The sequence below is a fragment of the Pseudomonas laurylsulfativorans genome (genome assembly GCF_002906155.1).
Classification (GTDB): domain Bacteria; phylum Pseudomonadota; class Gammaproteobacteria; order Pseudomonadales; family Pseudomonadaceae; genus Aquipseudomonas; species Aquipseudomonas laurylsulfativorans.
Map to the genome: position 1 here is coordinate 70396 of NZ_MUJK01000006.1, position 22213 is coordinate 92608.

Consider the following 22213-nt stretch of genomic DNA (forward strand, 5'->3'; position numbering starts at 1 on the left):
GGGTCAAACAAACGCCCCCGAACCGTAGGAGCCGGCTTGCCGGCGATGGCGTCCTCGAAATCATCATCGCCGGCAAGCCGGGCTCCTACAGGACAGGCAAAAAAACGCCCCGTTCTCGAAGAGAGAGCGGGGCGTTTTTTTCATGAGGCCAAATCAAGCGTAGCTTTCGGTCTCGCTGCTGGCTTCAACCAGTTCCAGGGCAACGTTGTTCTGCGTGTTGATCTTGCGATACAGCGCAGCGTCGGTTTCCAGAACCTTTTCCCGGGCCGGGAAGATCTCTGCCAGTTTGGCAGCCCATTCGCCCTTGGCCTTGGTCGGGAAGCATTTTTCGATCAGCTCGAGCATGATCGAAACGGTCACCGAGGCACCTGGCGAAGCGCCGAGCAGTGCCGCCAGGGAACCGTCCTTGGCCGCGACCAATTCGGTACCAAATTGCAGGATGCCGCCTTTTTTCGGGTCTTTCTTGATGATCTGCACCCGTTGGCCGGCCACCTCCAGGCGCCAGTCTTCGGCTTTCGCCTCAGGGTAGAAGCGACGCAGGGACTCCAGGCGCTGCTCCATCGACTGCATCACTTCGCTGACCAGGTATTTGGTCAGGTCCATGTTGTTTTTCGCCACGGCTAGCATCGGGCCGATGTTGCCGGCGCGAACCGACATCGGCAGGTCCATGAAGGAGCCGTGCTTGAGGAACTTGGTGGTGAAACCGGCATAAGGTCCGAACAGCAGGGACTTCTTGCCTTCGACCACACGGGTGTCCAGGTGCGGCACGGACATTGGCGGCGAACCTACGGCCGCTTGGCTGTACACCTTGGCCTGGTGGTGCTTGACCACTTCCGGGTTGTCGCAACGCAGCCACTGGCCGCTGATCGGGAAGCCGCCGAAGCCTTTGCTTTCTTCGATGCCTGAAGCTTGCAGCAACGGCAGTGCCGCGCCGCCAGCGCCGAGGAAGACGAACTTGGCGTCGACTTCACGGGTGTTGCCGCTGTTGACGTCCTTGATGCTGACAGTCCAGCCGCCATTGCTGCGCTTGAGGCCGGTCACGCGCTTGCAGTATTTGACCTGGGCATCGGGTGCGCTGGTCAGGTGCTTGAGCAACTGGTTGGTCAGGGCGCCAAAGTTGACGTCGGTGCCATTGATCACGCGGGTGGCGGCGAGGGTTTCGCCAGCGTCGCGGCCAGGCATCATCAATGGCATCCACTCTGCCATCTTTGCCTTGTCTTCGGTGTATTCCATGTCGTCGAAGGCGTGGTGCTTGCTCAGCACCTTGAAGCGTTCCTTGAGGAAGGACACGCCGCTTTCGCCCTGCACGAAGCTCAGGTGTGGCACCGGGCTGATAAACGATTTGCACGAGCCAAACGTGCCTTTTTTGGTCAGGTACGACCAGAACTGCTTCGACACCTCGAACTGGGTGTTGATGTGCACGGCTTTCTTGATGTCGACGGCGCCATCGGCGGCCTGCGGCGTGTAGTTGAGCTCACACAGCCCGGCGTGACCGGTACCGGCGTTGTTCCACGGGTTGGAACTCTCCGCGGCACCGGAATCCATCAGCTCGACGACTTCCAGCTTGATCGCGGGGTCGAGCTCTTTGAGCAGTACCGCCAGGGTGGCACTCATGATGCCGGCCCCAACCAGTACTACGTCGACTGCTTCGTTATGCGCCATTTAACGCGTCTCCAAAATCTGCAGCACCAAATTGTCGGCATGGCTGCCAGGCGTTCCGGGGCGTGTCAGTGTGGCCCCAGGGTATTCATGGCAGTATCGCCATGTCCGAATCTTCGCAATTTATCGCAACTTCGACGGACGCTACCTGCCGGGCCTATGAGCCATATGAACTCATTTCAGCGCGCGGGAGGCAATTCGACTTATGGTCGATACATCCGTTTGTGCAACCAAATCCGTAGCGGACAGGCTTCAGGCTCCGGTGTTCGAGGAATACTCGGTCCTGTGTCGTTGGGCTGTTGTAGACGCTAATGGTGCATGTTCAGACGCAAAACTATTCATTTGCTCGCCACACTCTTGTGAAGTTGTGAAAACCCGTTTTTTTCACGCTCTTTTGAAGACGTGAACCTCAAAAAGGGCTGTCCCAGCCTGGCACCGTGCCCGAGTGGATTGCCGCCATGGGATGCAGGACGGGCAAAACGGGCAAACAGCTCAGTGACCGAGCGTAATGACAGCTCTGCAGATTCGCGAAAAGTGGAGGTTTTGCTCAACAAAACAGCAAGCGCGCCAGCTTCACTCGATCTGTGTGGGCGGCTCTCTGTGGGCGGTGCGGGGTGTCAATACAAGCGCATTGACGATGCTGCGAGGCCCGATCAGGAGACGTCCTTATAATCGGGGGGAGATTGTATCTAAGAAACGCAGGGAAATGGTCGTGTTTAATGACTTTTATTAGGTGTTTGGTCAGGTTGTCAGCAGTTGCTGTGCACGCGAGCGTGGCTGCTGCTGTTGCGAAACGACGCGGGCGCCGGCCGGCAGCGGCTGGTTCAGCCAGTTCAGGCGGATCTCTTCGACCTCAACCCAGCCCTCGCCCATGGGCTGGAGGCTGCACTGTTTGAAGGCCTGGCAGTGGCCGTTGCGGTCGAGCAGGGCGAAGCAGCGATGCAGTGGGCGTGGCGCGAACAGAGAGATCAGATGGCGCATGGCGAAGTACCGTGTGGGTGACTGCTGAGAAGATTGCCTTCAGGCCGTTACGTGCAAGTGTATGAGTGGTGACATCTGTGTGACAGGAACCGCATTGCCGAGGGGGTGTCAGAGAATTCATCAAACACTGTGAGGTGCTGGTTCCGCGCAGTGGCGCACCGCTATACTGCTGGCCTGTTTGTGCCTGATTCTGGAGAGAAGAGCATGTTGCAACGCCTGTTGTTCGGTTTGATCACTGTGACCAGTTTGACCCTGGTTGGCTGCGCCCACAGCCCGCAACAACTGAGCCCGGAACCCAAGCTGACCGCCCAGTTGGCCCCGGTCGGCCATGGTCAGCCTGTCGTGGTACGTGTAGTGGACGGTCGTCCGTCGCCGACGCTGGGCACCCGTGGTGGCCTGTACCCGGAGACCAGCGCGATTACCGTGCAGGGCGCGCAGATTCTGCCGAAGCTGCAGGCCCAGGCTGAAGCCGCCGTACGTCTGTTGGGCTTTACCCCGACGAACAATGCGATGAATGCACCGCAGCTGACCGTGACCCTGGCAGAGTTGAAGTACCAGTCGCCCAAGGAAGGCATGTACGTGACTGAAGCCACCATCGGCGCGACGTTCCGCTCCGATGTACAGAACGCCAATCGTCGCTATAGCGGTCGTTATGGTTCGTCCCTGGACCAGCGCTTCGGTATGGCGCCGAATCAGGAAACCAACACCAAGCTGGTCAGCGATGTGCTGAGCGACGCGTTGACCCGCCTGTTCAAGGACCCGACCGTGGGTCAGATTCTCGGCGAGTAATGCGAGCCCCTGTAGGAGCGAGCCTGCTCGCGATGGTCGTTAACGATGACGCGGGAAATCTGATTCCCCGCGGCGCCCTCAAGTCCATCGCGAGCAAGCTCGCTCCTACGATCGGTATCAGGCGGCTTGCGAGTAAAAATCCAGCACGCTCACACCGGTCAGCAAATCCGTTTCTGGCAAGTCCGCATGTTGATGCCCACCCAGTGCGCAATACACCAGCCAATGGCGGTCCTGAACGTTGAAGGCGAGGCTGCCGACGAGGGCCTGTTGCTCTTCGCTGGGGGTGATGAGGTAAAGACGATCCTGATTTTCGGCGTGGAGCATGACGTAGTCCGTGTCGGTTTCGAGGCGCGCATGGTCGCCGATTCAGATGACGAAGCCGTGACGCAGGACAGCCATTGCTCAATTGCTTTGTTATTTGTCGGAAACAGAGGGCAGGTGCACAGGCTTTCGGTAGAATCCGCGCCGCGGTCGCCGGTCGGCACCTGCTACCTGTTTTACTTGAGGTTTGTGATGTCGCTGCATTTGATGACGCTGTTTACCGCCCATCCCGCCAAATTGATCAATCTGCTGGCCTTGCTATTTGCCTTCCCGGGCGGCTGGTTGCTGCACGCAACCCGACGTCGTGAAATGCGCGCGATGGCCAGTTTGCAGGCGCAGCGCCAGAGTCGCCCCAATGTAGAGCCCACGCTGGATTGGGCGACCTTGCGCATGAACCGTTTTTTCTACATTTTCGGCTTTGCCTGCATGGGCTTGGCGCTGCTGGTGTCGTGGGTCAGCACGCAAGTCTGAAGTCCTGACGCAGCACCTGTGGCGAGGGAGCTTGCTCCCGCTCGACTGCGCAGCAGTCGTAAGGCCGATAGCCAAGCTGCATCAGGCGTTGGGGCCGCTTCGCAGCCCAGCGGGAGCAAGCTCCCTCGCCACAGGTTATGTGGTGAACAGATACAAAAGCGGCGCCTCTAGGGCGCCGTTTTCACATTTGGCGGAAACCGCTTACAGCGGCAAGCCGGCCTTCACCCGGTACTGATTGCGCACCGGCGTCGCATATTGCAGCACCAGGAATGGACGATGCTCTTCAGGGCAGGCGTCCAGGCGGCGTTGCCATTCTTCCTGGGCCTTGGCCAGTTCCTCGGCCGGGAACACTTGCGCGGCTTTCGGTACCTGCAGTTGCGGATCAGCGTCTTTCCACTGCGCGTAAGCCAGGTAGTGCACCGGAAACAAGCGGTATCCGCTGAGGATCTGCTTGTCCATTTCGATCGCCAATTGCTTGGTGTCTTCGAACAGTTCGGTGATCGGCGCGGCAAAGTTCACATGCACCCGGCCCTTGTAGCCGGTGATGCCCTTGGCGATGCTCACGTCATCCTCGCCTGGCGCCTTGGTGTAGCTGCCGGTAGTGGCGCGGATGTAAAGCTCGCGGGCCTTGGCCTGGTCGCACGGGTCGTACTCGTAGCTGATCGAAACCGGGGTCAGGTTCAGCGACTGAATGACCTCGCCGAACGGCTCGTCCTTGCGGCTCATGTGGAACATCTTGAGGATCGCCGATTCGGTACGGTCGTCACCGTCCTTGGCGCGGCCCTCGGCCTGGGCGATCCAGATCGAGGCGCAATCGTTGCGGATCGAATGGTTGATGTACGCCGACAACAGTTGGTAAGCCGCCATTTTCTCCCGGCGACCGCTGATCGAGCGGTGCACGATGAAGCTCTTGTTCAGGCGCATCAGGTCGCTGACGAAAGGCTTTTGCAGCAAGTTGTCGCCAATGGCGATGCGCGGGGTCGGCAGGCCGGCGTGATACACGGCGTAGTTGACGAAGGCCGGGTCCATCACGATATCGCGGTGGTTGGCGATGAACAGGTAGGCACTGCCGGACTTGAATTGCTCCACCCCGGTATACGTGACGCCGTCGGTGGCGCGCTCAATGGTGTGGTCGACGTAAACCTCGACTTTGTCCTGTAACGTGGCCACGGAAGTAATGCCGGCAAACTCACGGCGCAGCCGATGGGCTATAAGAGGTTTGAGTGCCCAGCCTAAAGCGCCGGCGAAACGCGGGAAGCGGAAGTGGGTGAGGATATCTAGAAACGCCTTGTCGCCGAGCAGTCGTGCCAGCACTGCCGGGACTTCACTGTCGTCGTAAGGTCGGATGGCATCGAATTCGCCCATCATGCTCTCTTGTTAGAAACGGCTAGGGTAAGTAAAGGTTCTGATCGAAAACCGGCGGGGCACGGTCTGAAAAAGTAGCCAGACAAAAATAGCCCTGCAAATAGACCGGCGATTATACGCACAAGTCACCTGGGAGACCGCGATGCTGGAAAACGCGCTGTATGAATGTCCGTATTGTGGTGAGGAAGTCGAGACGATGCTGGATTTGTCCGGTGGCGATCAGACCTATATCGAGGACTGTCAGGTGTGCTGCCGGCCGATAACCTTCGTGTTGCAGGTTCACGAACAGGAATGGCATCTCGAAGTGTTCAGTGAAAACGAATGAGGAGCGTGTATGCAGCGCATCTACGATCCGGAGAACCTGATGGAAGGCGAGTTGCTGCAAGGCATGCTCGCCAGCGAGGGCATTGAGGCGCATCTGATGGGCCGTGATTTGCTCGGCGGTTCCGGGGAGTTGCCGATCTATGGCCTGCTTGGGCTGTCGGTCGAGAACGACCAGGCCGAATACGCCCGTGAGCTGATCACCGCGTACAATGCAGCGCTGCCGCTGTCCGGCGATGAACCGGACAGCTTTCCCGGCACGCTGGTCTGTTAGGCTGGCGTTCGTTTGATCAAGAGTCGTGTTGCCCCATGTGTGGACGTTATGCCCTGTTTCGCTGGAACCCCGCCTTTGCGGCGCTGCCCGGTTTTCCCGCCGATCAGCAGGCGCAGTGGAACATTTCCCCCAACGATTCGGTGTTGATGCTGCGGGCCGGACCTGACGGCCAGCGCACGCTGGCCCGTGCCCGCTGGGGTCTGACGCCGCCCTGGCTGACCGACCTGTCCCGTACTCCGGCCCACGCCCGTGCCGAAACCGTTGCCGAACAACCGATGTTCCGTGAAGCCCTGCGCTTGCGCCGCTGCCTGTTGCCGGCCAATGGTTTCTACGAATGGCGCGGCACGACGCGCAAGCGCCCGTACTGGCTGACACCGGGGGAGGGCTCGTCATTGTTCTTTGCGGCGATCTGGGAAGCGTATCCGGTGCAGGAGCAGGTGTGGCTGAGTACCGCCGTGATTACCCAACCGGCGGCGAGCCAGCGGCGCCCATTGATTCTTGATGAGGCGGGGCAGGCGGCGTGGCTGGATCCCGAGACGCCGTTGCATGCATTACAAGCCTTGCTGGCCAGCGAGCCTGCCGCATTGCGCGAACGGGTGCTGGCCAACATGGTGAATGATCCGAAGCTTAACGGGCCGGAGTGTTTGACGCCGGGTTGAGTTCTTTGGTGGCTGAACCGGCCTCATCGCAGGCAAGCCAGCTCCTGCAAGGGATCTGCGGTGTTCACAAATCCCCTGTAGGCGCTGGCTTGCCTGCGATGAGGTCCTTGAATCAAACCCTGAACTGATTGATCAACCGCCGCTGCTGCTCGGCCAGTTTGGTCAAGTCCGCACTCGCCGCGCTCGACTCATCCGCGCCGCCGGCCACTTCGTTGGCTACCTGCCCGATGTTGATCACGTTGCGGTTGATGTCATCGGCCACCGCACTTTGCTCCTCGGCCGCGCTGGCAATCTGGGTGTTCATGTCGTTGATCACCGACACCGCCTGAGTGATGGTTTCCAGCGCTTCGGCGGCCTTGGACGCGTGCAGTACGCTTTCGTCCGTGCGGTTCTGGCTGTCTTCCATGACTCGCACCACATCCCGGGTGCCCTGCTGCAGTTGCTGGATCATGATCTGGATTTCTTCGGTCGCCTTTTGCGTCTTCTGCGCCAGGTTGCGCACCTCGTCGGCCACTACGGCAAAACCCCGCCCCTGTTCACCGGCGCGGGCAGCTTCGATGGCTGCGTTCAGGGCCAGCAGGTTGGTCTGCTCGGCGATCCCGCGAATGGCGGTGAGGATGGCGTTGATGTTTTCGCTGTCCTTGGCCAGGGTTTGCACCACGCCGACGGCCCGGCCGATCTCCACGGCGAGGGCGCCAATCGAGTTCGAGGTGTCGCGCACGATCTGCATGCCCTGGCTGGCGGCCTGATCGGCATGGCTGGCGGCTTGTGCGGCCTGGGTCGCATTGCGCGCCACGTCCTGGGCGGTGGCGGTCATTTCCTGCACGGCGGTGGCCACCTGATCGATCTCGGCCATCTGCTTGTGCACACCGGTGTTGGTGCGGATGGCGATGTCGGCGGTGTGTTCCGAGGAATCGCTGACGCTCTGCACCGACGTCACCACCTGGGTGATCATCACCTGCAACTTGGCCAGGAAAGTGTTGAAGCCTTTGGCAATTGAACCCAGTTCATCGGCGCGGTCGCTGGTCAGGCGCCGTGTCAGGTCACCTTCGCCCTGGGCGATATCGTCGAGCATGGCGACCATTTGTTTAAGTGGGCGAGCGATGCCGTGACCCACCAGCCAGATCACCAGCAAACCGATACCGGCAATCACGAGGCCGACCATCGCCATGCCGAAGGTGTCGGATTTGCGTTGTGCGTCCAGGTCGGCCTGGAGTTTTTGCAGGTCGGCCATGACCGCGTTCAGCGGCAATTGCAGCATCAGGGTCCAGCGGGCGTCGGTCTGGCCGATGCCGAACGGCAGGTACAGCTCGATCCGGCCCTGGGCCTTGTCGACGGTGTAGGTGACTTCGCCGCGTTTGAGATTGGCCATGTTGGCAATCTGCTTGCTGTCGAGGATGTCGCTGACTTTCTCGCCGAATTTGCTCGGATCCTTGGTGTAGGCAACGATCCGGCCATTGCCGCCGATCAGGGCCATTTCACCGGCACCGCTGTAGAGTTTCTGGTTGGCGCCCAGGAGCATTTCCTGGATGAAGTTCACCGACAGGTCGGCGCCGACGATGCCCTGGAAGGCGCCGTTGAGCATGATCGGCTCAATAAAGGAGGCGAGCATGACGATCTTGTCGCCGACCTTGTAAGGCGCCGGATCGATCACGCAGGATTTCTTGGTTTCTTTCGAGCACAGGTAGTACTCGCTGGCGCGCACGCCAGTGGACAGGGTTTTCTGGTCGTCGACGTCCACCAGTTTGTCCAGGCCCAGGGTGCCGTCATCGTTGCGGAACCACCACGGCAGGAAACGCCCGTTGGCGGCGTCGATGCCGACCACTTGAGTACCGACATAGGCCGCATCGTTGTGATCCAGTGCGCCCTTTTCCCAACCGATGTAGGTGCCGAGGATTTTCGGGTTCTTGACCACGTTTTCCTTGATCAGGCCGATCAGTTGCTCGCGGCTGAGGCTCAGCGCAGGCTGGCCGTCGGCGCCCGGTGTGCCGATCAGGGCGTTGACCCGCACCAGCCCGCCGGCAATCAGCAGCGGTGCTTCGAGTTCACGCTGGATCTGGCTGACCTGGGTTTGCGCCAGGGACGTCAGGCGTTGTTCGATGACTTGCTCGAATTGGGCCTGGGTCCGCTCCTGGACCATGTCTTGCGTCCGGGCGCCGGAAAACAGTGCGTACACCACCAGCGCTGCCACGACACTAAGGACAATGGCGCCGGCAAGGGCCGCCACGGAAAACTGGATCGACTTGAACTTCATGGGGGCTCCGCGCGGGAAAGGACGTTTGCCCAGGTGTATCGGCAGGGGGGCGGGCGGGCATGAGCGCGGGCGGTTGAATTGACCGTTTTTGCATGCCAGATGTCGTAATTGAATCAATGCGCGGCGTGATGGGTTGTGGGTTGTCGTCGTATGTGAATTTTTTTCTACGGCGATGAGAGCTTTGTCCGAATTGCGCGTCTTACGTCCATTGTATCTGGCGTCGATACATTTCCACGCCTAGGATACGCGGCATGTTTTCAGGGAGTTTTTCGATGAACAAGATTTTGGTTGTCAGTGCACTGAGCTCGGCGCTGCTGCTCACCGGTTGCCAGTCGGTCAATACCACCAGTGGCGGTGCCGTAGGCGTTGAGCGCAAGCAGTACATGTTCAGCATGTTGTCCTCGCAAGAGGTCGATCAGATGTACGCCCAGTCCTATCAGAAGACAGTGGGCGAGGCATCCAGCAAAGGCGTGCTGGACAAGACCAGCAATGATGCCAAGCGGGTTCAGGTGATTGCCGACCGGCTGATTGCCCAGGCGCCGAAGTTTCGTCCGGACGCGGCCCAGTGGAAGTGGGAAGTCAACCTGATCAAGAGCGATGAACTCAACGCCAACTGCGGCCCTGGTGGCAAGATCATCTTTTACACCGGGTTGATCGACAAACTGCAACTGACCGACGATGAAGTCGCCGCGATCATGGGGCATGAAATCGCCCATGCCCTGCGCGAGCACGGTCGTGAAGCGATGTCGAAGGCTTATGGCATCGAAATGGCCAAGCAGGGCGCCGGCGCCTTGTTGGGATTGGGGCAGGACAGCCTGGCCCTGGCCGATACCGTGGCCAACTATGGCATGACCTTGCCCAACAGCCGCGCCAATGAAAACGAGGCGGACCTGATTGGCCTGGAGCTGGCCGCCCGCGCCGGTTACAACCCGAATGCCGCGATCACCCTGTGGAACAAGATGAGCAAGGTCTCGGAAGGTGCGCCGCCGGAGTTCATGAGCACTCACCCAGCGTCGTCGAGCCGTATTGCGGCGTTGCAGGCGGCGATTCCGAAGGTCATGCCGCTTTACGAGCAGGCCAAGAAGTCTTGACTGTCAGGCGCTGAAAATGTGGCGAGGGGGCAAGCCCCCTCGCCACAGATTGATTTCAGTACCCGGGTCAAACCCACCCGCTGCTCTGCATCGCCTTGTACACCGCGACAATCGCCAGGATGAAGAACGCCGACGCTGCCAGTCGACGGATCAGGGTCAATGGCAATTTGTCTGCGGCAAAGTTACCGGCCAATACCACGGGCACGTTGGCAATCAGCATGCCGAGGGTGGTGCCGATGATCACCAGCCACAACTCTGGATATTGCGCAGCCAGCATCACGGTCGCGATCTGCGTCTTGTCACCGATTTCCGCCAGGAAGAACGCGATCAGCGTGGTCAGGAACGGCCCGAACTTGCGGGCGGTACTGGCTTCGTCGTCATCCATCTTGTCCGGCACCAGGGTCCACAGGGCGGTCGCGGCGAAGCTCGCGGCGAGTATCCAGTGCAGCATCGTATCCGAGAAGAAACTCCCGACCCAGGCGCCTACCGCACCGGCGGCCGCGTGGTTGGCCAAGGTCGCTGCGACGATACCGGCGATGATCGGCCAGGGCTTGCGGAAGCGGGCAGCAAGAATGAGTGCGAGCAGCTGCGTCTTGTCGCCGATTTCGGCCAAGGCAACGATTGCGGTGGGGACGAGTAGTGAATCCAGCATCAGGGGTTTTCCTAAGGGGCGGGTCGACACGGCTATGACACGTACAGCCTTCCCGCCCCGGGTAAGGTGTTCGTGTCATAGGTCTTGTCAAACCCTGCGATCCATCTGATGTGGATGCTTGGGTCGCATGCGCCATGGTCTTTTGACCAAGTATGTTGACGCATGCCGGACGAGCGTGGCGCTCGTGGGAGACTACTCCCCTAGGACGGAGCGGATTCTGCCTAGGCAAAATTCATTCGGCAAGCCTTCTTTTTCAAAAAAGGTTCAACCGCGTTTGGCCCGGTAGATTCTGAAACCCTGTCCTTCGGCCTTGATCGCACACACGCCAAGATGCTCTTCGATCAGCGGTTGATACTTCAGGAAGCTATTCGCTACCAAGCGAAGTTCACCGCCGTTTTTCAGGTGTTTGGCCGCTTTTCGCAGCAAGTTCTCCGTTGCGAAATAGTCGGTGTGCACGCCGACATGGAACGGCGGATTGCTCAGGATCGCACTCAAGCCCATCGGCGCAGCATCGATTCCGTCACCGGTAATGACCTCGGCTTCCAGACCATTGGCAGCCAGGGTCAGGCGACTACTGGCGGCGGCAAAGGCGTCCACATCCAGCAACGTGACCTGGTTGTGCGGGTAACGACGTTTCACCGCCGCGCCCAGAACTCCGGCGCCGCAACCGAAGTCGAGCAAGTGACCGCCGGGCAGTTTGTCCAGATGCTCCAGCAGCAGCGCGCTGCCGCGATCCAGGCGACCATGGCTGAACACCCCCGGCAGGCTGATGACCTTCAACGGCCCTTCGGCCAATGGCAGTTCGTAGGTCTGCGCCAGGCTTTCCAGCGGTTTGGCTTCAGGCGCGTTGGCCACGGTGACCAGCCAGAGCTGGCAGTGTCGCGCGCTGTCGAGTTTGCGTGGCTTGCCGAACGGGTTGAGTTGTTTGGCGGCACCTTCGATGCCGCTTTTTTTCTCGCCGACCAGGTACAGCTCGCGGCCGGCCAGCCGCGAGGCGAGGGCGTTGAGGATGTAGTCGGTCAGGTCCTTGGCCTTGGGCAGAAACACCACGGCGGCTTCGAAACCACGTTCAGGCGCGTTTACACCAAAATGGCTGCGCCCGGCGAAGCGGGCGTCCAGCGCGGCTTGATCGCCGGCGTGCCAGCTCCAGCCATGAGCTTCGGGCAGGCGGCCCAGCAAGTCGTCGGCGGGCAAACCGGCCAGCAACACTGAACCCTGGAATAACTCGGCCTGACGAAGCAGTACTTCACTGCGCGGATCCATAACTGCTCCCGTGAAAAAAAGTGCCGCAGTTTATCAACTGACGACCCGCAGCGCCTTACCGCTGAAGTACCCCAGTGCGTTTTCGCCCACTTGGCCAACGATTCGCTGGCGCGCTTCGCGGCTGCCCCAGGCGTTGTGCGGGGTGACGATCAGGCGCGGGATGTCGTGGGCCAGTAGCGGATTGCCGTTGACGGGAGGCTCGACGCTCAGCACGTCAGTGGCTGCGCCGCCCAGATGCCCGTTGCGCAAGGCGTCGGCCAAGGCCTGTTCGTCGATCAAGCCACCGCGTGCAGTGTTGACCACGAACGCGCCGGGCTTCATCGCGGCCAGTTCACGGGCGCCGATGAAGTGGCGGGTGTGTTCGTTGAGCGGGCAGTGCAGGGTCAGGGCGTCGATTTGCGGCAGCAGTTCATCCAGTGGCAAGCGATCCGGCCGCGCGGGGCGCCCTGGAATCTGCCCCAGCAGCACGCGCATACCGAAGGCTTCAGCCAGGCGGGCGACTGCGCCACCCAGTTCCCCGTGACCCAGCAGGCCAAGGGTTTTGCCTTCGAGTTCGACAATCGGGTAGTCCAGCAGGCAGAACTGTTTGGCCTGCTGCCATTGGCCTGCGTCGACGGCTTTCTGATAGTCGGCCAGGCGCGTGGCCAGGTTGAGCAGCAGCATGATCGTGTGCTGCGCCACCGACGGTGTGCCGTAGCCTTGGCAGTTGCACACGGTGATCCCGTTGGCGCGGGCAGCGGCGAGGTCGACGTTGTTGGTGCCGGTGGCGGTGATCAGGATCAGCTTGAGCTCAGGGCTGGCAGCCATGGCGGCGGCATCGATCAGGATCTTGTTGCTGATGGCGACGGTGGCGCCCTTGAGGTGTTCGATGACTTGATCGGGCAAGGTCTGGGCGAACAGTTGCAATTCGCTGAAACAGCTGCGCAGCGGGTTGAGGTCAAGGTCGCCGAGGTCCAGGGACGGGTGGTCGAGGAAAACGGCGCGGCGAGTATTCGTCATCAACTGTACCTTTTGTGCATTGAACTGAAGGCGTAATCTGCCGAGCCTACCAGATGAAATAAATAGTTACGCTTGGCCTAAAGGAGCCCCACATGTACTGGACAGAGTTCTTGACCGTTGCCTTGATTCACTTGCTGGCCGTGGCCAGCCCCGGCCCGGACTTTGCCGTGGTGGTGCGTGAAAGTGTTACCCACGGTCGCCGCGCGGGCACCTGGACCGCATTGGGTGTGGGTACGGCGATTTTCCTCCACGTGGGTTATTCGCTGTTGGGTATCGGCCTGATCGTGTCCCAGTCGATCGTTCTGTTCAATGCCTTGAAGTGGGCCGCCGCCGCTTACCTGCTGTACATCGGTTACAAGGCACTGCGCGCGCAACCGGCCAAGCCTGTGGCGGACGATCTGCACAAGGAAGCTGGCGAGCGCACGGCCCGTGGTGCCTTTACTTCGGGTTTCGTCACCAACGGTCTCAACCCGAAAGCCACATTGTTCTTCCTCTCGCTGTTCACCGTGGTGATCAATCCGCACACGCCGCTGGCCGTGCAGGCCGGTTACGGGGTTTACCTGGCAGTCGCAACAGCCGCCTGGTTCTGCCTGGTGGCGATGTTGTTCAGCCAGCAGCGCGTACGCGCCGGTTTCGCGCGCATGGGGCACTGGTTCGACCGGACCATGGGGGCGGTGCTGATTGCGATTGGCGTGAAGCTCGCCTTTACCGAGATGCATTGATTCCGTAGGCGCAACAGACAGCGAGTTTCTGCAAATGCTGGCGCAAAGCCAGTATTTGTGGGGCTCTGCAAATCATTCCTTTGGCTGATTTGGCTGACGATCAAGGGCACTACAGTGCGTACTTTCAGTCACGTCCGTGCAGTCAGAAAAAGGGATTCTTATGTTGCAGACTCGCGTTATCCCCCCGGCCGAAGGCGCTTACCAGTACCCGCTGCTGATCAAGCGGCTGCTGATGTCCGGTGCCCGTTATGAAAAAACCCGCGAGATCATCTACCGCGACAAGTTGCGCTACAGCTACCCGACCCTGATCGAACGGGTGGCCCGTCTGGCCAACGTGCTGACAGCGGCCGGGGTCAAACCCGGGGATGCCGTGGGGGTGATGGACTGGGACAGCCATCGCTACCTGGAATGCATGTTCGCCATCCCGATGATCGGCGCGGTGATCCATACCATCAACGTGCGCCTGTCGCCGGAACAGATCCTCTACACCATGAATCACGCCGAGGACCGCTTTGTGCTGGTCAACAGCGAGTTCGTCGGCCTCTACAAGGCCATCGAGGGGCAACTGACCACGGTCGACAAAACCCTGCTGCTGACTGACCTGCCGGAAAAAACCGCGGACCTGCCGAACCTTGTCGGCGAATACGAACAACTGCTGGCCGCGGCGAGCCCGCAGTACGACTTCCAGGATTTCGACGAAAACTCGGTCGCGACCACGTTCTATACCACCGGCACTACCGGCAATCCCAAGGGCGTGTACTTCACCCATCGGCAGTTGGTGCTGCACACCATGGGCGTGTCGACCATCATGGGCGCGATCGATAGCGTGCGCCTGCTGGGCACCAACGACGTGTACATGCCGATCACCCCGATGTTCCACGTACACGCATGGGGTTTGCCGTATGTGGCGACCATGCTTGGGCTCAAGCAGGTGTACCCCGGCCGCTATGACCCGGAGTACCTGGTGGAGTTGTGGCACAAGGAGAAGGTCACGTTCTCCCATTGCGTGCCGACCATTTTGCAGATGGTCCTCAATGCCAAGGCCGCGCAGAACGTTGACTTCGGCGGCTGGAAAATCGTCATCGGCGGCAGCGCCCTGAACCGTACGTTGTACGAGGCGGCCAAGGCCAAGGGCATCCAGTTGACCGCCGCCTACGGCATGTCGGAAACCGGGCCGCTGGTGTCGTGCGCGCACTTGAACGATGAGTTGATGGCCGGCACCGAAGACGAACGCACCACCTACCGTATCAAGGCCGGCGTGCCTGGGCCTCTGGTGGAGGCGGCGATCGTCGACACCGAGGGCAACTTCCTGCCCGCTGACGGCGAGACTCAGGGTGAGCTGGTACTGCGTGCACCCTGGCTGACCGAAGGATATTTCAACGAACCGCAGAAAGGGGCCGAACTCTGGGCCGGTGGCTGGCTGCACACCGGCGACGTCGCGACCCTGGACAGCATGGGTGTGATCGACATTCGTGACCGCATCAAGGACGTGATCAAGACCGGTGGCGAGTGGGTCTCTTCACTGGACCTGGAAGACCTGATCAGCCGCCATGTGGCGGTACGTGAAGTAGCAGTGGTGGGGATCCCCGATCCGCAGTGGGGCGAGCGGCCGTTTGCCCTGCTGGTAGTTCGTGAAGGTCACGCAATCGGGGCCCGGGAACTCAAGGAACACCTCAAGCCGTTTGTGGAGTTGGGGCACTTGAGCAAGTGGGCGATTCCAAGCCAGATCGCCCTTGTTACTGAAATTCCCAAGACCAGTGTCGGCAAACTCGACAAGAAGCGCATTCGTGTCGACATCAGCGAATGGCAGGCCACCAACAGTACCTTCCTTTCGACGCTTTAAGCGCCTCCCGGCGTGCCCAAAAGGGCACGCCAGCCCCACCAAGCAAGCGCTTGGCTTGTCAAATCGAAATTTTCAGCCATCCTTGCCGTGCCGACGGGCGTCGGACTGGCGAAAGGACTGTTCCAGAGTGGCTGGCAGCTGCAAATCACACTTTAGAGGGATCAAGCGCTACTACCTGCTGGCTATAGTCCGCTCAAGGATTTTTAAGAACGGGGCAACCGCACAAACCGGGGCGATGCAACTTTGGAGTGACTTTGGGATGCCATGGCTCCCGGTTATCCACAGCGTTTTTAGAAGTGCTCATGCCATAAAAATAAAATGCACATGGAGTAGCGTCGATGACATCAGTAAACCAGTTCTGGCGCCGGGCGAAACTGCCCCTGGCTGTCAGTCTTGCCTCTACGCTCGCCGGGCCAGCATTCGGCGTCAGTTTCAACGTCGGTGAAATCGAAGGTCAGTTCGACTCATCCCTGTCGGTTGGTGCCAGTTGGTCTACCGAAAGTGCCAACAAGAACCTCATCGGTGTCAACAACGGCGGCAAGGGCCTGTCCCAGACTTCTGATGACGGTCACCTGAACTTCAAGAGCGGGGAAACCTTCTCGAAGATCTTCAAGGGTATCCATGACCTTGAACTGAAGTACGGCGATACCGGCGTTTTCGTCCGAGGCAAATACTGGTACGACTTTGAACTGAAGGACGAAAGCCGTCCGTTCAAGGACATCAGCGACGAGGGCCGCAAGGAAGGCGCCAAGTCCGCCGGCGGCCAGATCCTCGACGCCTTCGTTTACCACAACTACTCCATTGCCGATCAACCAGGCTCCGTGCGTCTGGGCAAGCAGGTCGTGAGCTGGGGTGAAAGTACCTTCATCGGTGGTGGCATCAACTCGATCAACCCGATCGACGTGTCCGCATTCCGTCGTCCGGGTGCCGAGATCAAGGAAGGCCTGATCCCGGTCAACATGTTCTATGTGTCCCAGAGCTTGACCGAAAACCTCTCGGCCGAAGCGTTCTATCAAATTGAATGGGACCAGACCGTCGTCGATAACTGCGGCACGTTCTTCTCCCAGCCGGACATCGTTGCCGACGGCTGCAACGACAACCTGCGCGTGCTGGCCAAGCGCTCGCAGATTCCGGCCATTGCCTTGGGGCCTTTGGCCGCCAACGGCGTTGACGTCAACAATGAGGGCGTTTTGGTGCGTCGTGGCCCTGATCGCGATGCCCGTGACGGCGGACAGTGGGGCGCGTCCTTCAAGTACATGTTCGATCCGCTGGACACCGAGTTCGGCGCCTACTTCATGAACTACCACAGCCGTGCGCCGATCTTCAGCGCCACCGGCGCGCCGCAGTCGGTCTACAACACTGCAGCATCACTCCAGGGGACCCCGTTTGCCGCGCTGGCGCCATTGCTGGTGGCGGGTAATTCGCAGTACTTCATCGAATACCCGGAAGACATCCGCCTCTACGGTCTGAGCTTCTCCACCACCCTGCCTACCGGTACGGCGTGGAGCGGTGAGATCAGCTACCGGCCGAACGCTCCGGTGCAGCTCAACTCCACCGACATCCTGTTCTCCGGTGTCCGTCCTATAGGCAACAACAACCCGAACAACCCGTTGACCAATGCATCGCTGCTGACCGGCGTGCCGGGTCAAGACCTGCATGGGTATCGTCGCAAGGAAGTCACCCAGTTCCAGACCACCCTGACGCACTTCTTTGACCAGGTCATGGGCGCCAGTCGTCTGACCCTGGTGGGTGAAGTGGGCGTGACCCACGTTGGCGGCCTGGAAAGCACTTCCGACGTTCGTTATGGCCGCGATCCGGTCTACGGCCCGGGTGAGTTGCCAGCCTCTGGCGCGCTCGATACCTGCGTGGCGCTCAACACCAGCACCATCAACGGTGCCGGCCCGGGTACGCCGACCAACAACCGCAGCCGCAACTGCACCGACGAAGGCTTTACCACCGCAACTTCGTGGGGCTACCGCGGTCGCGCCATCTGGGAATACAACGACGTGTTTGCTGGTGTGAACCTCAAGCCGAACGTTGCCTGGTCCCATGACGTGAGCGGTTACTCCCCTGGCCCTGGCGGCAACTTCGAGGAAGGCCGCAAGGCGGTCAGCCTGGGTGTCGATGCCGAGTACCAGAACACCTACACCGCGAGCCTGGCCTACACCAACTTCTTCGACGGCAAGTACACCACTGTGGATGACCGCGACTTCGTTGCGCTCAGCCTCGGCGTGAACTTCTAAGCACAGTATTTTCAGGACGAACACACATATGAAAATAACAAAGAGTCTGTTCCACGCCGGTGTTCTGGGGCTTTCGCTGCTGGCGACCAGCGTCATCGCGGCAGTTCCCCAGGCCGAGGCCGACAAGCTGGGCAAGAGCCTGACCCCGATGGGCGCCGAAATGGCGGGTAACGCCGACGGTTCGATCCCGGCCTGGAAGCCGATGGCGAAGAACGCCGGTACGGTCGACAGCAAAGGTTTCCTGTCCAACCCGTTCGCCAGCGAAAAACCGCTGTTCACCATCACGGCGCAGAACGTCGACCAGTACAAGGACAAGCTCGCCCCGGGCCAGTACGCGATGTTCAAGCGCTACCCGGAAACCTTCAAGATGCCGGTCTATCCGTCCCATCGCGGTGCTACCGTACCGGATGACGTATTCGCCGCCATCAAGCGTAACGCCACCAACACGAACCTGGTGTCCGGCGGCAACGGTCTGGAAAACTTCGAAACCGCCGTGCCGTTTCCGATTCCGAAAAGCGGCGTGGAAGTCATCTGGAACCACATCACCCGCTATCGCGGGGGTAGCGTGACCCGCCTGGTGACCCAGGCCACGCCACAGCCGAACGGCTCGTTCAGCCTGGTGTACTTCCAGGACCAGTTCGTGTTCCGCGACAAGATGAAGGACTACGACCCGAAAAACCCGGGCAACATCCTGTTCTACTTCAAGCAGAAAGTGACCGCTCCGGCTCGTCTGGCCGGTGGTGTACTGCTGGTTCACGAAACCCTCGACCAGGTCAAGGAACCGCGCTCGGCGTGGGTCTACAACGCCGGTCAGCGTCGTGTGCGTCGTGCGCCACAAGTGTCCTATGACGGCCCGGGTACTGCAGCCGACGGCCTGCGTACTTCCGACAACCTGGACATGTTCAACGGTGCGCCGGATCGTTACGACTGGAAGCTGGAAGGCAAGAAAGAGATGTACATCGCCTCCGATGCCTACAAACTCGACGATCCGAAGCTCAAGTACACCGACATCATCAAGGCCGGCCACATCAACCAGGATCTGGCGCGTTACGAGCTGCGCCGGGTGTGGCATGTAGTTGCCACCTTGAAGGAAGGTCAGCGCCACATCTACGCCAAGCGTGACTTCTACATCGACGAAGATACCTGGCAAGCAGCGGTCATCGACCATTACGACGGTCGTGGCCAACTGTGGCGTGTAGGTGAGGCACATGCCGAGAACTACTACGACAAACAAGTACCGTGGTATGCCCTTGAAGCCCTGTACGACCTGCAGTCGGGTCGCTACCTGGCGCTGGGCATGAAAAACGAAGAGAAGTCGGCGTATGACTTCGGCTTCACTGCCACCACCAGCGACTTCACCCCTGCCGCCTTGCGTCAGGATGGTGTTCGCTAAGGTGAGCTGAGTAGAGACTGCACCCTCTGAAAACGCCCCGACTGGTTCGGGGCGTTTTTTTTGCTTGTAGACTTTTTGTAGCCATTTGTAGCAATTACCTTCATTCCCTATCCGTTTACGGCTAGTCTGCGGACATCTGCACGCCGCCACCCGCAATTCAAACAAGAGCCGGCTATGACTGATCTGTCTACACCCTCAGGTTCTGCACACGTTGCTGTCGCGACACTCGACGGGCGCTTCTTCCGCCCGCCGTTGCCCGACGGCCATGTGCTGCGTCCACGTTTGTGCGAGCGCCTGAGTGCCGGGCTCGCAGGCAGGTTATTGCTGGTCAGCGCACCTGCAGGGTTCGGCAAGAGTTCGCTGGCGGTGGAGTTTTGTCAGGGCTTGCCGGCACACTGGCAAAGTCTCTGGCTGGGGTTGAGCCCACGCGACAGTGACCCGGGACGTTTTCTCGAGCGCCTGCTCGAAGGCCTTCAGGATTATTTCCCGCACTTGGGCAGGCAGTCCCTCGGGCTGTTGAAAATGCGCCAGCGCCATCAGCCATTCGCGTTCGAAGAATGGCTGGACGGCCTGCTCGACGAGTTGGCCGTGCACCTGTCCACAGCCGCACCATTGCTGCTGGTGCTGGATGATTACCATTTGGCCCAAGGGCCGGTGTTGGACCGCTGCCTGCAGTTTTTCCTCAATCATCTTCCCGATGGTTTGCTGGTGATGGTCACCAGTCGCCAACGTCCCGACTGGCATCTGGCGCGGTTGCGGCTGTCGCGGCAACTGCTTGAGTTGCATGAACAGGATCTGCGCCTGACCCACGATGAGGCCTTGAGCCTGCTCGACCGGCACAGCAGTTCCTTGCGCGGTGAGGCGCTGGAAAACCTGATCCAGCGCAGCGAAGGTTGGGTCGCGGGGTTACGCTTCTGGCTGCTGGCGGCCTCGGAGGCGGGCACCGATGGCGCGCTGCCGCAATCGTTGCACGGCGGGGAAGGGCTGATCCGCGATTACCTGCTCGAAGAAGTCATCGATTGCCTGCCCGCCGAAGTCCAGTCGTTCCTCTATGACACGGCGCCCCAGGAGCGTTTTTGCAGCGAACTGTGCGATGCCGTTCGCGACGCCCATGACAGCGCAGAGATCTTGCGCTTCCTGCTCGCCCACCAAGTGTTCCTGGTGCCGCTGGACGAACATGGTCACTGGTATCGTTACCACCACCTGTTTTCCGATCTGTTGCGCACGCGTCCGACTTCCCAGTCGATGGTACCGGCCGCGAGCCTGCACCTTCGTGCCTGCCGCTGGTTCAATGCCCAGGGACTGCTCGATGAAGCCGTGGAGCAGGCCCTGCGTGCCGGTCACCTGGACGTCGCGGCAAACCTGGTGCAGAACCTCTCCGAGGAGCAACTGCTGGCCGAGCAGAATGTCGGCATGTTGCTGCGCTGGAAAATGGACTTGCCTGACAGTTTGCTGATCAGTACGCCGCGCTTGATCGTTCTCTATAGCTGGGCACTGGGGATGGCTTGCCAACTGGATGCCGCCGAGGAGCTGGCCAGTCATCTGAGCCGCTTCCTGCCGGCTCCGTCGGCCACCGCGCAGAAGTCCATGCTCGCTCAATGGCTGGCTTTGAGCGGCATCATCGCCCGTGGGCGCGGTAACCGCGAACAGACGCTGCGGTACTGCCGCGAAGCGTTGGAAAGTCTTCCGTCCAAGCGTTACGGCCAGCGCTTGATGTGCCTCTCGACCCTGTCCAACCTGGCTATCGCCGACGGTGATTTGTGGCGGGCTCGGGGGCTGAACCGCGAATCGCTGGAGCTGGCGCAACGGGTCGGCAACCCGTTGTTCGAAGCACTGGCTCATTACGACCGCGCCCGGGTGCTGCAAGCGCGCGGGGAAATCTGTCGGGCGCTGGAGGAGGTCCGTCAGGGCCTGCAACGCCTGCAGAGCCTGTCTGCGCAGCGGCTATATGCAGTTCGCGCCCGGTTAACCTTGTACGAGGGTTTTTTGCTGGCCCTGCGCATGCAACCGCAATTGGCGCGGGTGCGATTGCAGGCCGGGTTGAGCGAGGCGCGCGCCTGTCGTGACATCAGCGTGCTGATCGGCCACTGCGTGATTGCCAGGCTGGAGGGCAGCAGTGGCGAGTTCGCCAAGGCTTTTGCCGAACTGGCCGAAGCCGAACGGCTGATGCACATCTGGGATGTGCCGCCGATCTACTACCTGGCCATGATCACCCTGGTCAAATGTGAGCTCTGGCTGGCCCAAGGGCGCACCGACCTGGCCGAAGCCTGGCTGGCGCGTCTGGGGCAGACCTACAACGGCGAGAACGGGGCGGCACCGCCGGAGTTCCATCCGCAATTGCCGCTGCATATCGAATTGCAACAAGCCTTGCTCGACGTCATCCAGGGCCAACCGATGGTGGCCGAAGGGCGTTTGAATGCGTTGCTTGAGCATGGTCAGCAAAGCGGTCGACAGATGCTCAGTGCCATGGCGTTGACCCAAAAAGTGACGTTGTTGCTGGGCAGTGGGCGGGAACCGGAAGCCCGCAAGGCACTGGCTCAGGCACTGGACGCCGCCAGCGGAGGGGTGCTGCAACCCTTTGAGGGCTTGCTGGCCGAGCACCCAGACTGGCTGCGTGGACAGCTTCAGCTCTATACGCCAACCCCTGTGTCCCTGAGCCTCAGTGAAAAACTGCCGGCATTGGCTGCCCGGCCCGGCCCGGAGTCTTGCGCGGCCGCGGAGCAGCTCAGCGCGCGGGAACTGGCGGTCCTGCGTTTGATCGCGCAAGGCTGCTCGAACCAGGAAATCAGCGAACAGCTGTTTATCTCCCTGCACACAGTCAAGACCCACGCCAGCCATATCAACAGCAAGCTCGGGGTCGAGCGGCGTACGCAGGCGGTGGCGCGGGCCAAGGAGCTGGGGGTCCTGGGTTAA

19 protein-coding genes, 1 pseudogene and 1 riboswitch are annotated in these 22213 nt (G+C 60.5%); of the genes and pseudogenes, 11 read left to right on the forward strand and 9 right to left on the reverse strand.

Going from position 1 to position 22213, the window contains the following annotated elements; translation table 11 throughout:
- Positions 1–153: 153 nt before the first annotated feature.
- Both mqo and B0D71_RS19465 read right to left on the reverse strand, forming a co-directional pair.
- The gene (mqo, locus tag B0D71_RS19460; RefSeq protein ID WP_103396208.1) at positions 154–1662 is read right to left on the reverse strand and encodes a malate dehydrogenase (quinone); all 1509 of its coding nucleotides are present in this window, start codon (positions 1660–1662) and stop codon (positions 154–156) included.
- 738 nt (positions 1663–2400) lie between these two features.
- Positions 2401–2640 (reverse strand): hypothetical protein, encoded by a 240-nt coding sequence (locus B0D71_RS19465; protein ID WP_103396209.1) that lies wholly within the window; start codon positions 2638–2640, stop codon positions 2401–2403.
- Positions 2641–2844: 204 nt separating this feature from the next.
- Here B0D71_RS19465 and B0D71_RS19470 point away from each other — a divergent pair, with 204 nt between their 5' ends.
- A complete protein-coding gene (locus B0D71_RS19470) occupies positions 2845–3429 on the forward strand; it encodes a YajG family lipoprotein (protein ID WP_007973847.1) in 585 nt (194 codons plus the stop codon).
- A gap of 117 nt (positions 3430–3546) precedes the next feature.
- On the opposite strand, the gene B0D71_RS19475 is transcribed toward B0D71_RS19470, so the two are convergent.
- Entirely contained in the window at positions 3547–3753 is a 207-nt protein-coding gene (locus B0D71_RS19475; protein WP_085724026.1) for a hypothetical protein, read from the reverse strand.
- A 189-nt stretch (positions 3754–3942) separates the two neighbouring features.
- Here B0D71_RS19475 and B0D71_RS19480 point away from each other — a divergent pair, with 189 nt between their 5' ends.
- A complete protein-coding gene (locus B0D71_RS19480; RefSeq protein ID WP_103396210.1) occupies positions 3943–4221 on the forward strand; it encodes a hypothetical protein in 279 nt (92 codons plus the stop codon).
- Positions 4222–4422: 201 nt separating this feature from the next.
- On the opposite strand, the gene B0D71_RS19485 is transcribed toward B0D71_RS19480, so the two are convergent.
- Positions 4423–5589, reverse strand: coding sequence for a 1-acyl-sn-glycerol-3-phosphate acyltransferase (locus B0D71_RS19485; protein WP_103396211.1), 1167 nt, complete (start codon positions 5587–5589; stop codon positions 4423–4425).
- A gap of 139 nt (positions 5590–5728) precedes the next feature.
- Between B0D71_RS19485 and B0D71_RS19490 the strand changes: the two genes are divergently transcribed.
- The 3 genes from B0D71_RS19490 to B0D71_RS19500 are packed head-to-tail and all read left to right on the forward strand — an operon-like array spanning position 5729 to position 6840.
- The gene (locus tag B0D71_RS19490) at positions 5729–5911 is read left to right on the forward strand and encodes a CPXCG motif-containing cysteine-rich protein (protein WP_103396212.1); all 183 of its coding nucleotides are present in this window, start codon (positions 5729–5731) and stop codon (positions 5909–5911) included.
- Between the two features lie 9 nt (positions 5912–5920).
- On the forward strand, positions 5921–6181 hold the full coding sequence (locus B0D71_RS19495; protein WP_056726251.1) for a putative signal transducing protein: 261 nt from the start codon (positions 5921–5923) through the stop codon (positions 6179–6181).
- Between the two features lie 35 nt (positions 6182–6216).
- Entirely contained in the window at positions 6217–6840 is a 624-nt protein-coding gene (locus B0D71_RS19500; RefSeq protein WP_007981312.1) for an SOS response-associated peptidase, read from the forward strand.
- 112 nt (positions 6841–6952) lie between these two features.
- On the opposite strand, the gene B0D71_RS32420 is transcribed toward B0D71_RS19500, so the two are convergent.
- Together B0D71_RS32420 and B0D71_RS32425 are read right to left on the reverse strand one after the other, a co-directional pair.
- Entirely contained in the window at positions 6953–7795 is an 843-nt protein-coding gene (locus tag B0D71_RS32420; protein ID WP_420825143.1) for a methyl-accepting chemotaxis protein, read from the reverse strand.
- A 15-nt stretch (positions 7796–7810) separates the two neighbouring features.
- Positions 7811–9094: pseudogene (locus B0D71_RS32425) on the reverse strand (methyl-accepting chemotaxis protein); the annotation flags it as partial.
- Between the two features lie 272 nt (positions 9095–9366).
- On the opposite strand from B0D71_RS32425, the gene B0D71_RS19510 reads away from it, so the two are divergent.
- The gene (locus B0D71_RS19510; protein WP_103396214.1) at positions 9367–10185 is read left to right on the forward strand and encodes a M48 family metallopeptidase; all 819 of its coding nucleotides are present in this window, start codon (positions 9367–9369) and stop codon (positions 10183–10185) included.
- A 67-nt stretch (positions 10186–10252) separates the two neighbouring features.
- On the opposite strand, the gene B0D71_RS19515 is transcribed toward B0D71_RS19510, so the two are convergent.
- The 3 genes from B0D71_RS19515 to B0D71_RS19525 form a co-directional block, all read right to left on the reverse strand.
- The gene (locus B0D71_RS19515; RefSeq protein ID WP_008016665.1) at positions 10253–10837 is read right to left on the reverse strand and encodes a TMEM165/GDT1 family protein; all 585 of its coding nucleotides are present in this window, start codon (positions 10835–10837) and stop codon (positions 10253–10255) included.
- 89 nt (positions 10838–10926) lie between these two features.
- Positions 10927–11051: riboswitch (yybP-ykoY riboswitch) on the reverse strand.
- Between the two features lie 50 nt (positions 11052–11101).
- Positions 11102–12100, reverse strand: coding sequence for a class I SAM-dependent methyltransferase (locus B0D71_RS19520; RefSeq protein ID WP_103396215.1), 999 nt, complete (start codon positions 12098–12100; stop codon positions 11102–11104).
- 33 nt (positions 12101–12133) lie between these two features.
- Positions 12134–13099, reverse strand: a complete 966-nt coding sequence (locus B0D71_RS19525) for a 2-hydroxyacid dehydrogenase (protein WP_103396216.1) — start codon at positions 13097–13099, stop codon at positions 12134–12136.
- 92 nt (positions 13100–13191) lie between these two features.
- Between B0D71_RS19525 and B0D71_RS19530 the strand changes: the two genes are divergently transcribed.
- From B0D71_RS19530 to B0D71_RS19550, 5 genes are all read left to right on the forward strand, one after another.
- A complete protein-coding gene (locus tag B0D71_RS19530; RefSeq protein WP_103396217.1) occupies positions 13192–13821 on the forward strand; it encodes a LysE family translocator in 630 nt (209 codons plus the stop codon).
- Positions 13822–13981: 160 nt separating this feature from the next.
- Positions 13982–15664, forward strand: a complete 1683-nt coding sequence (locus B0D71_RS19535) for a fatty acid--CoA ligase (RefSeq protein WP_103396218.1) — start codon at positions 13982–13984, stop codon at positions 15662–15664.
- A gap of 338 nt (positions 15665–16002) precedes the next feature.
- On the forward strand, positions 16003–17907 hold the full coding sequence (locus B0D71_RS19540; protein ID WP_103396219.1) for a DUF1302 domain-containing protein: 1905 nt from the start codon (positions 16003–16005) through the stop codon (positions 17905–17907).
- Between the two features lie 28 nt (positions 17908–17935).
- A complete protein-coding gene (locus tag B0D71_RS19545) occupies positions 17936–19300 on the forward strand; it encodes a DUF1329 domain-containing protein (RefSeq protein ID WP_103396220.1) in 1365 nt (454 codons plus the stop codon).
- 174 nt (positions 19301–19474) lie between these two features.
- Complete coding sequence (locus B0D71_RS19550) at positions 19475–22213, forward strand: winged helix-turn-helix domain-containing protein (RefSeq protein ID WP_103396221.1); 2739 nt, start codon at positions 19475–19477, stop codon at positions 22211–22213.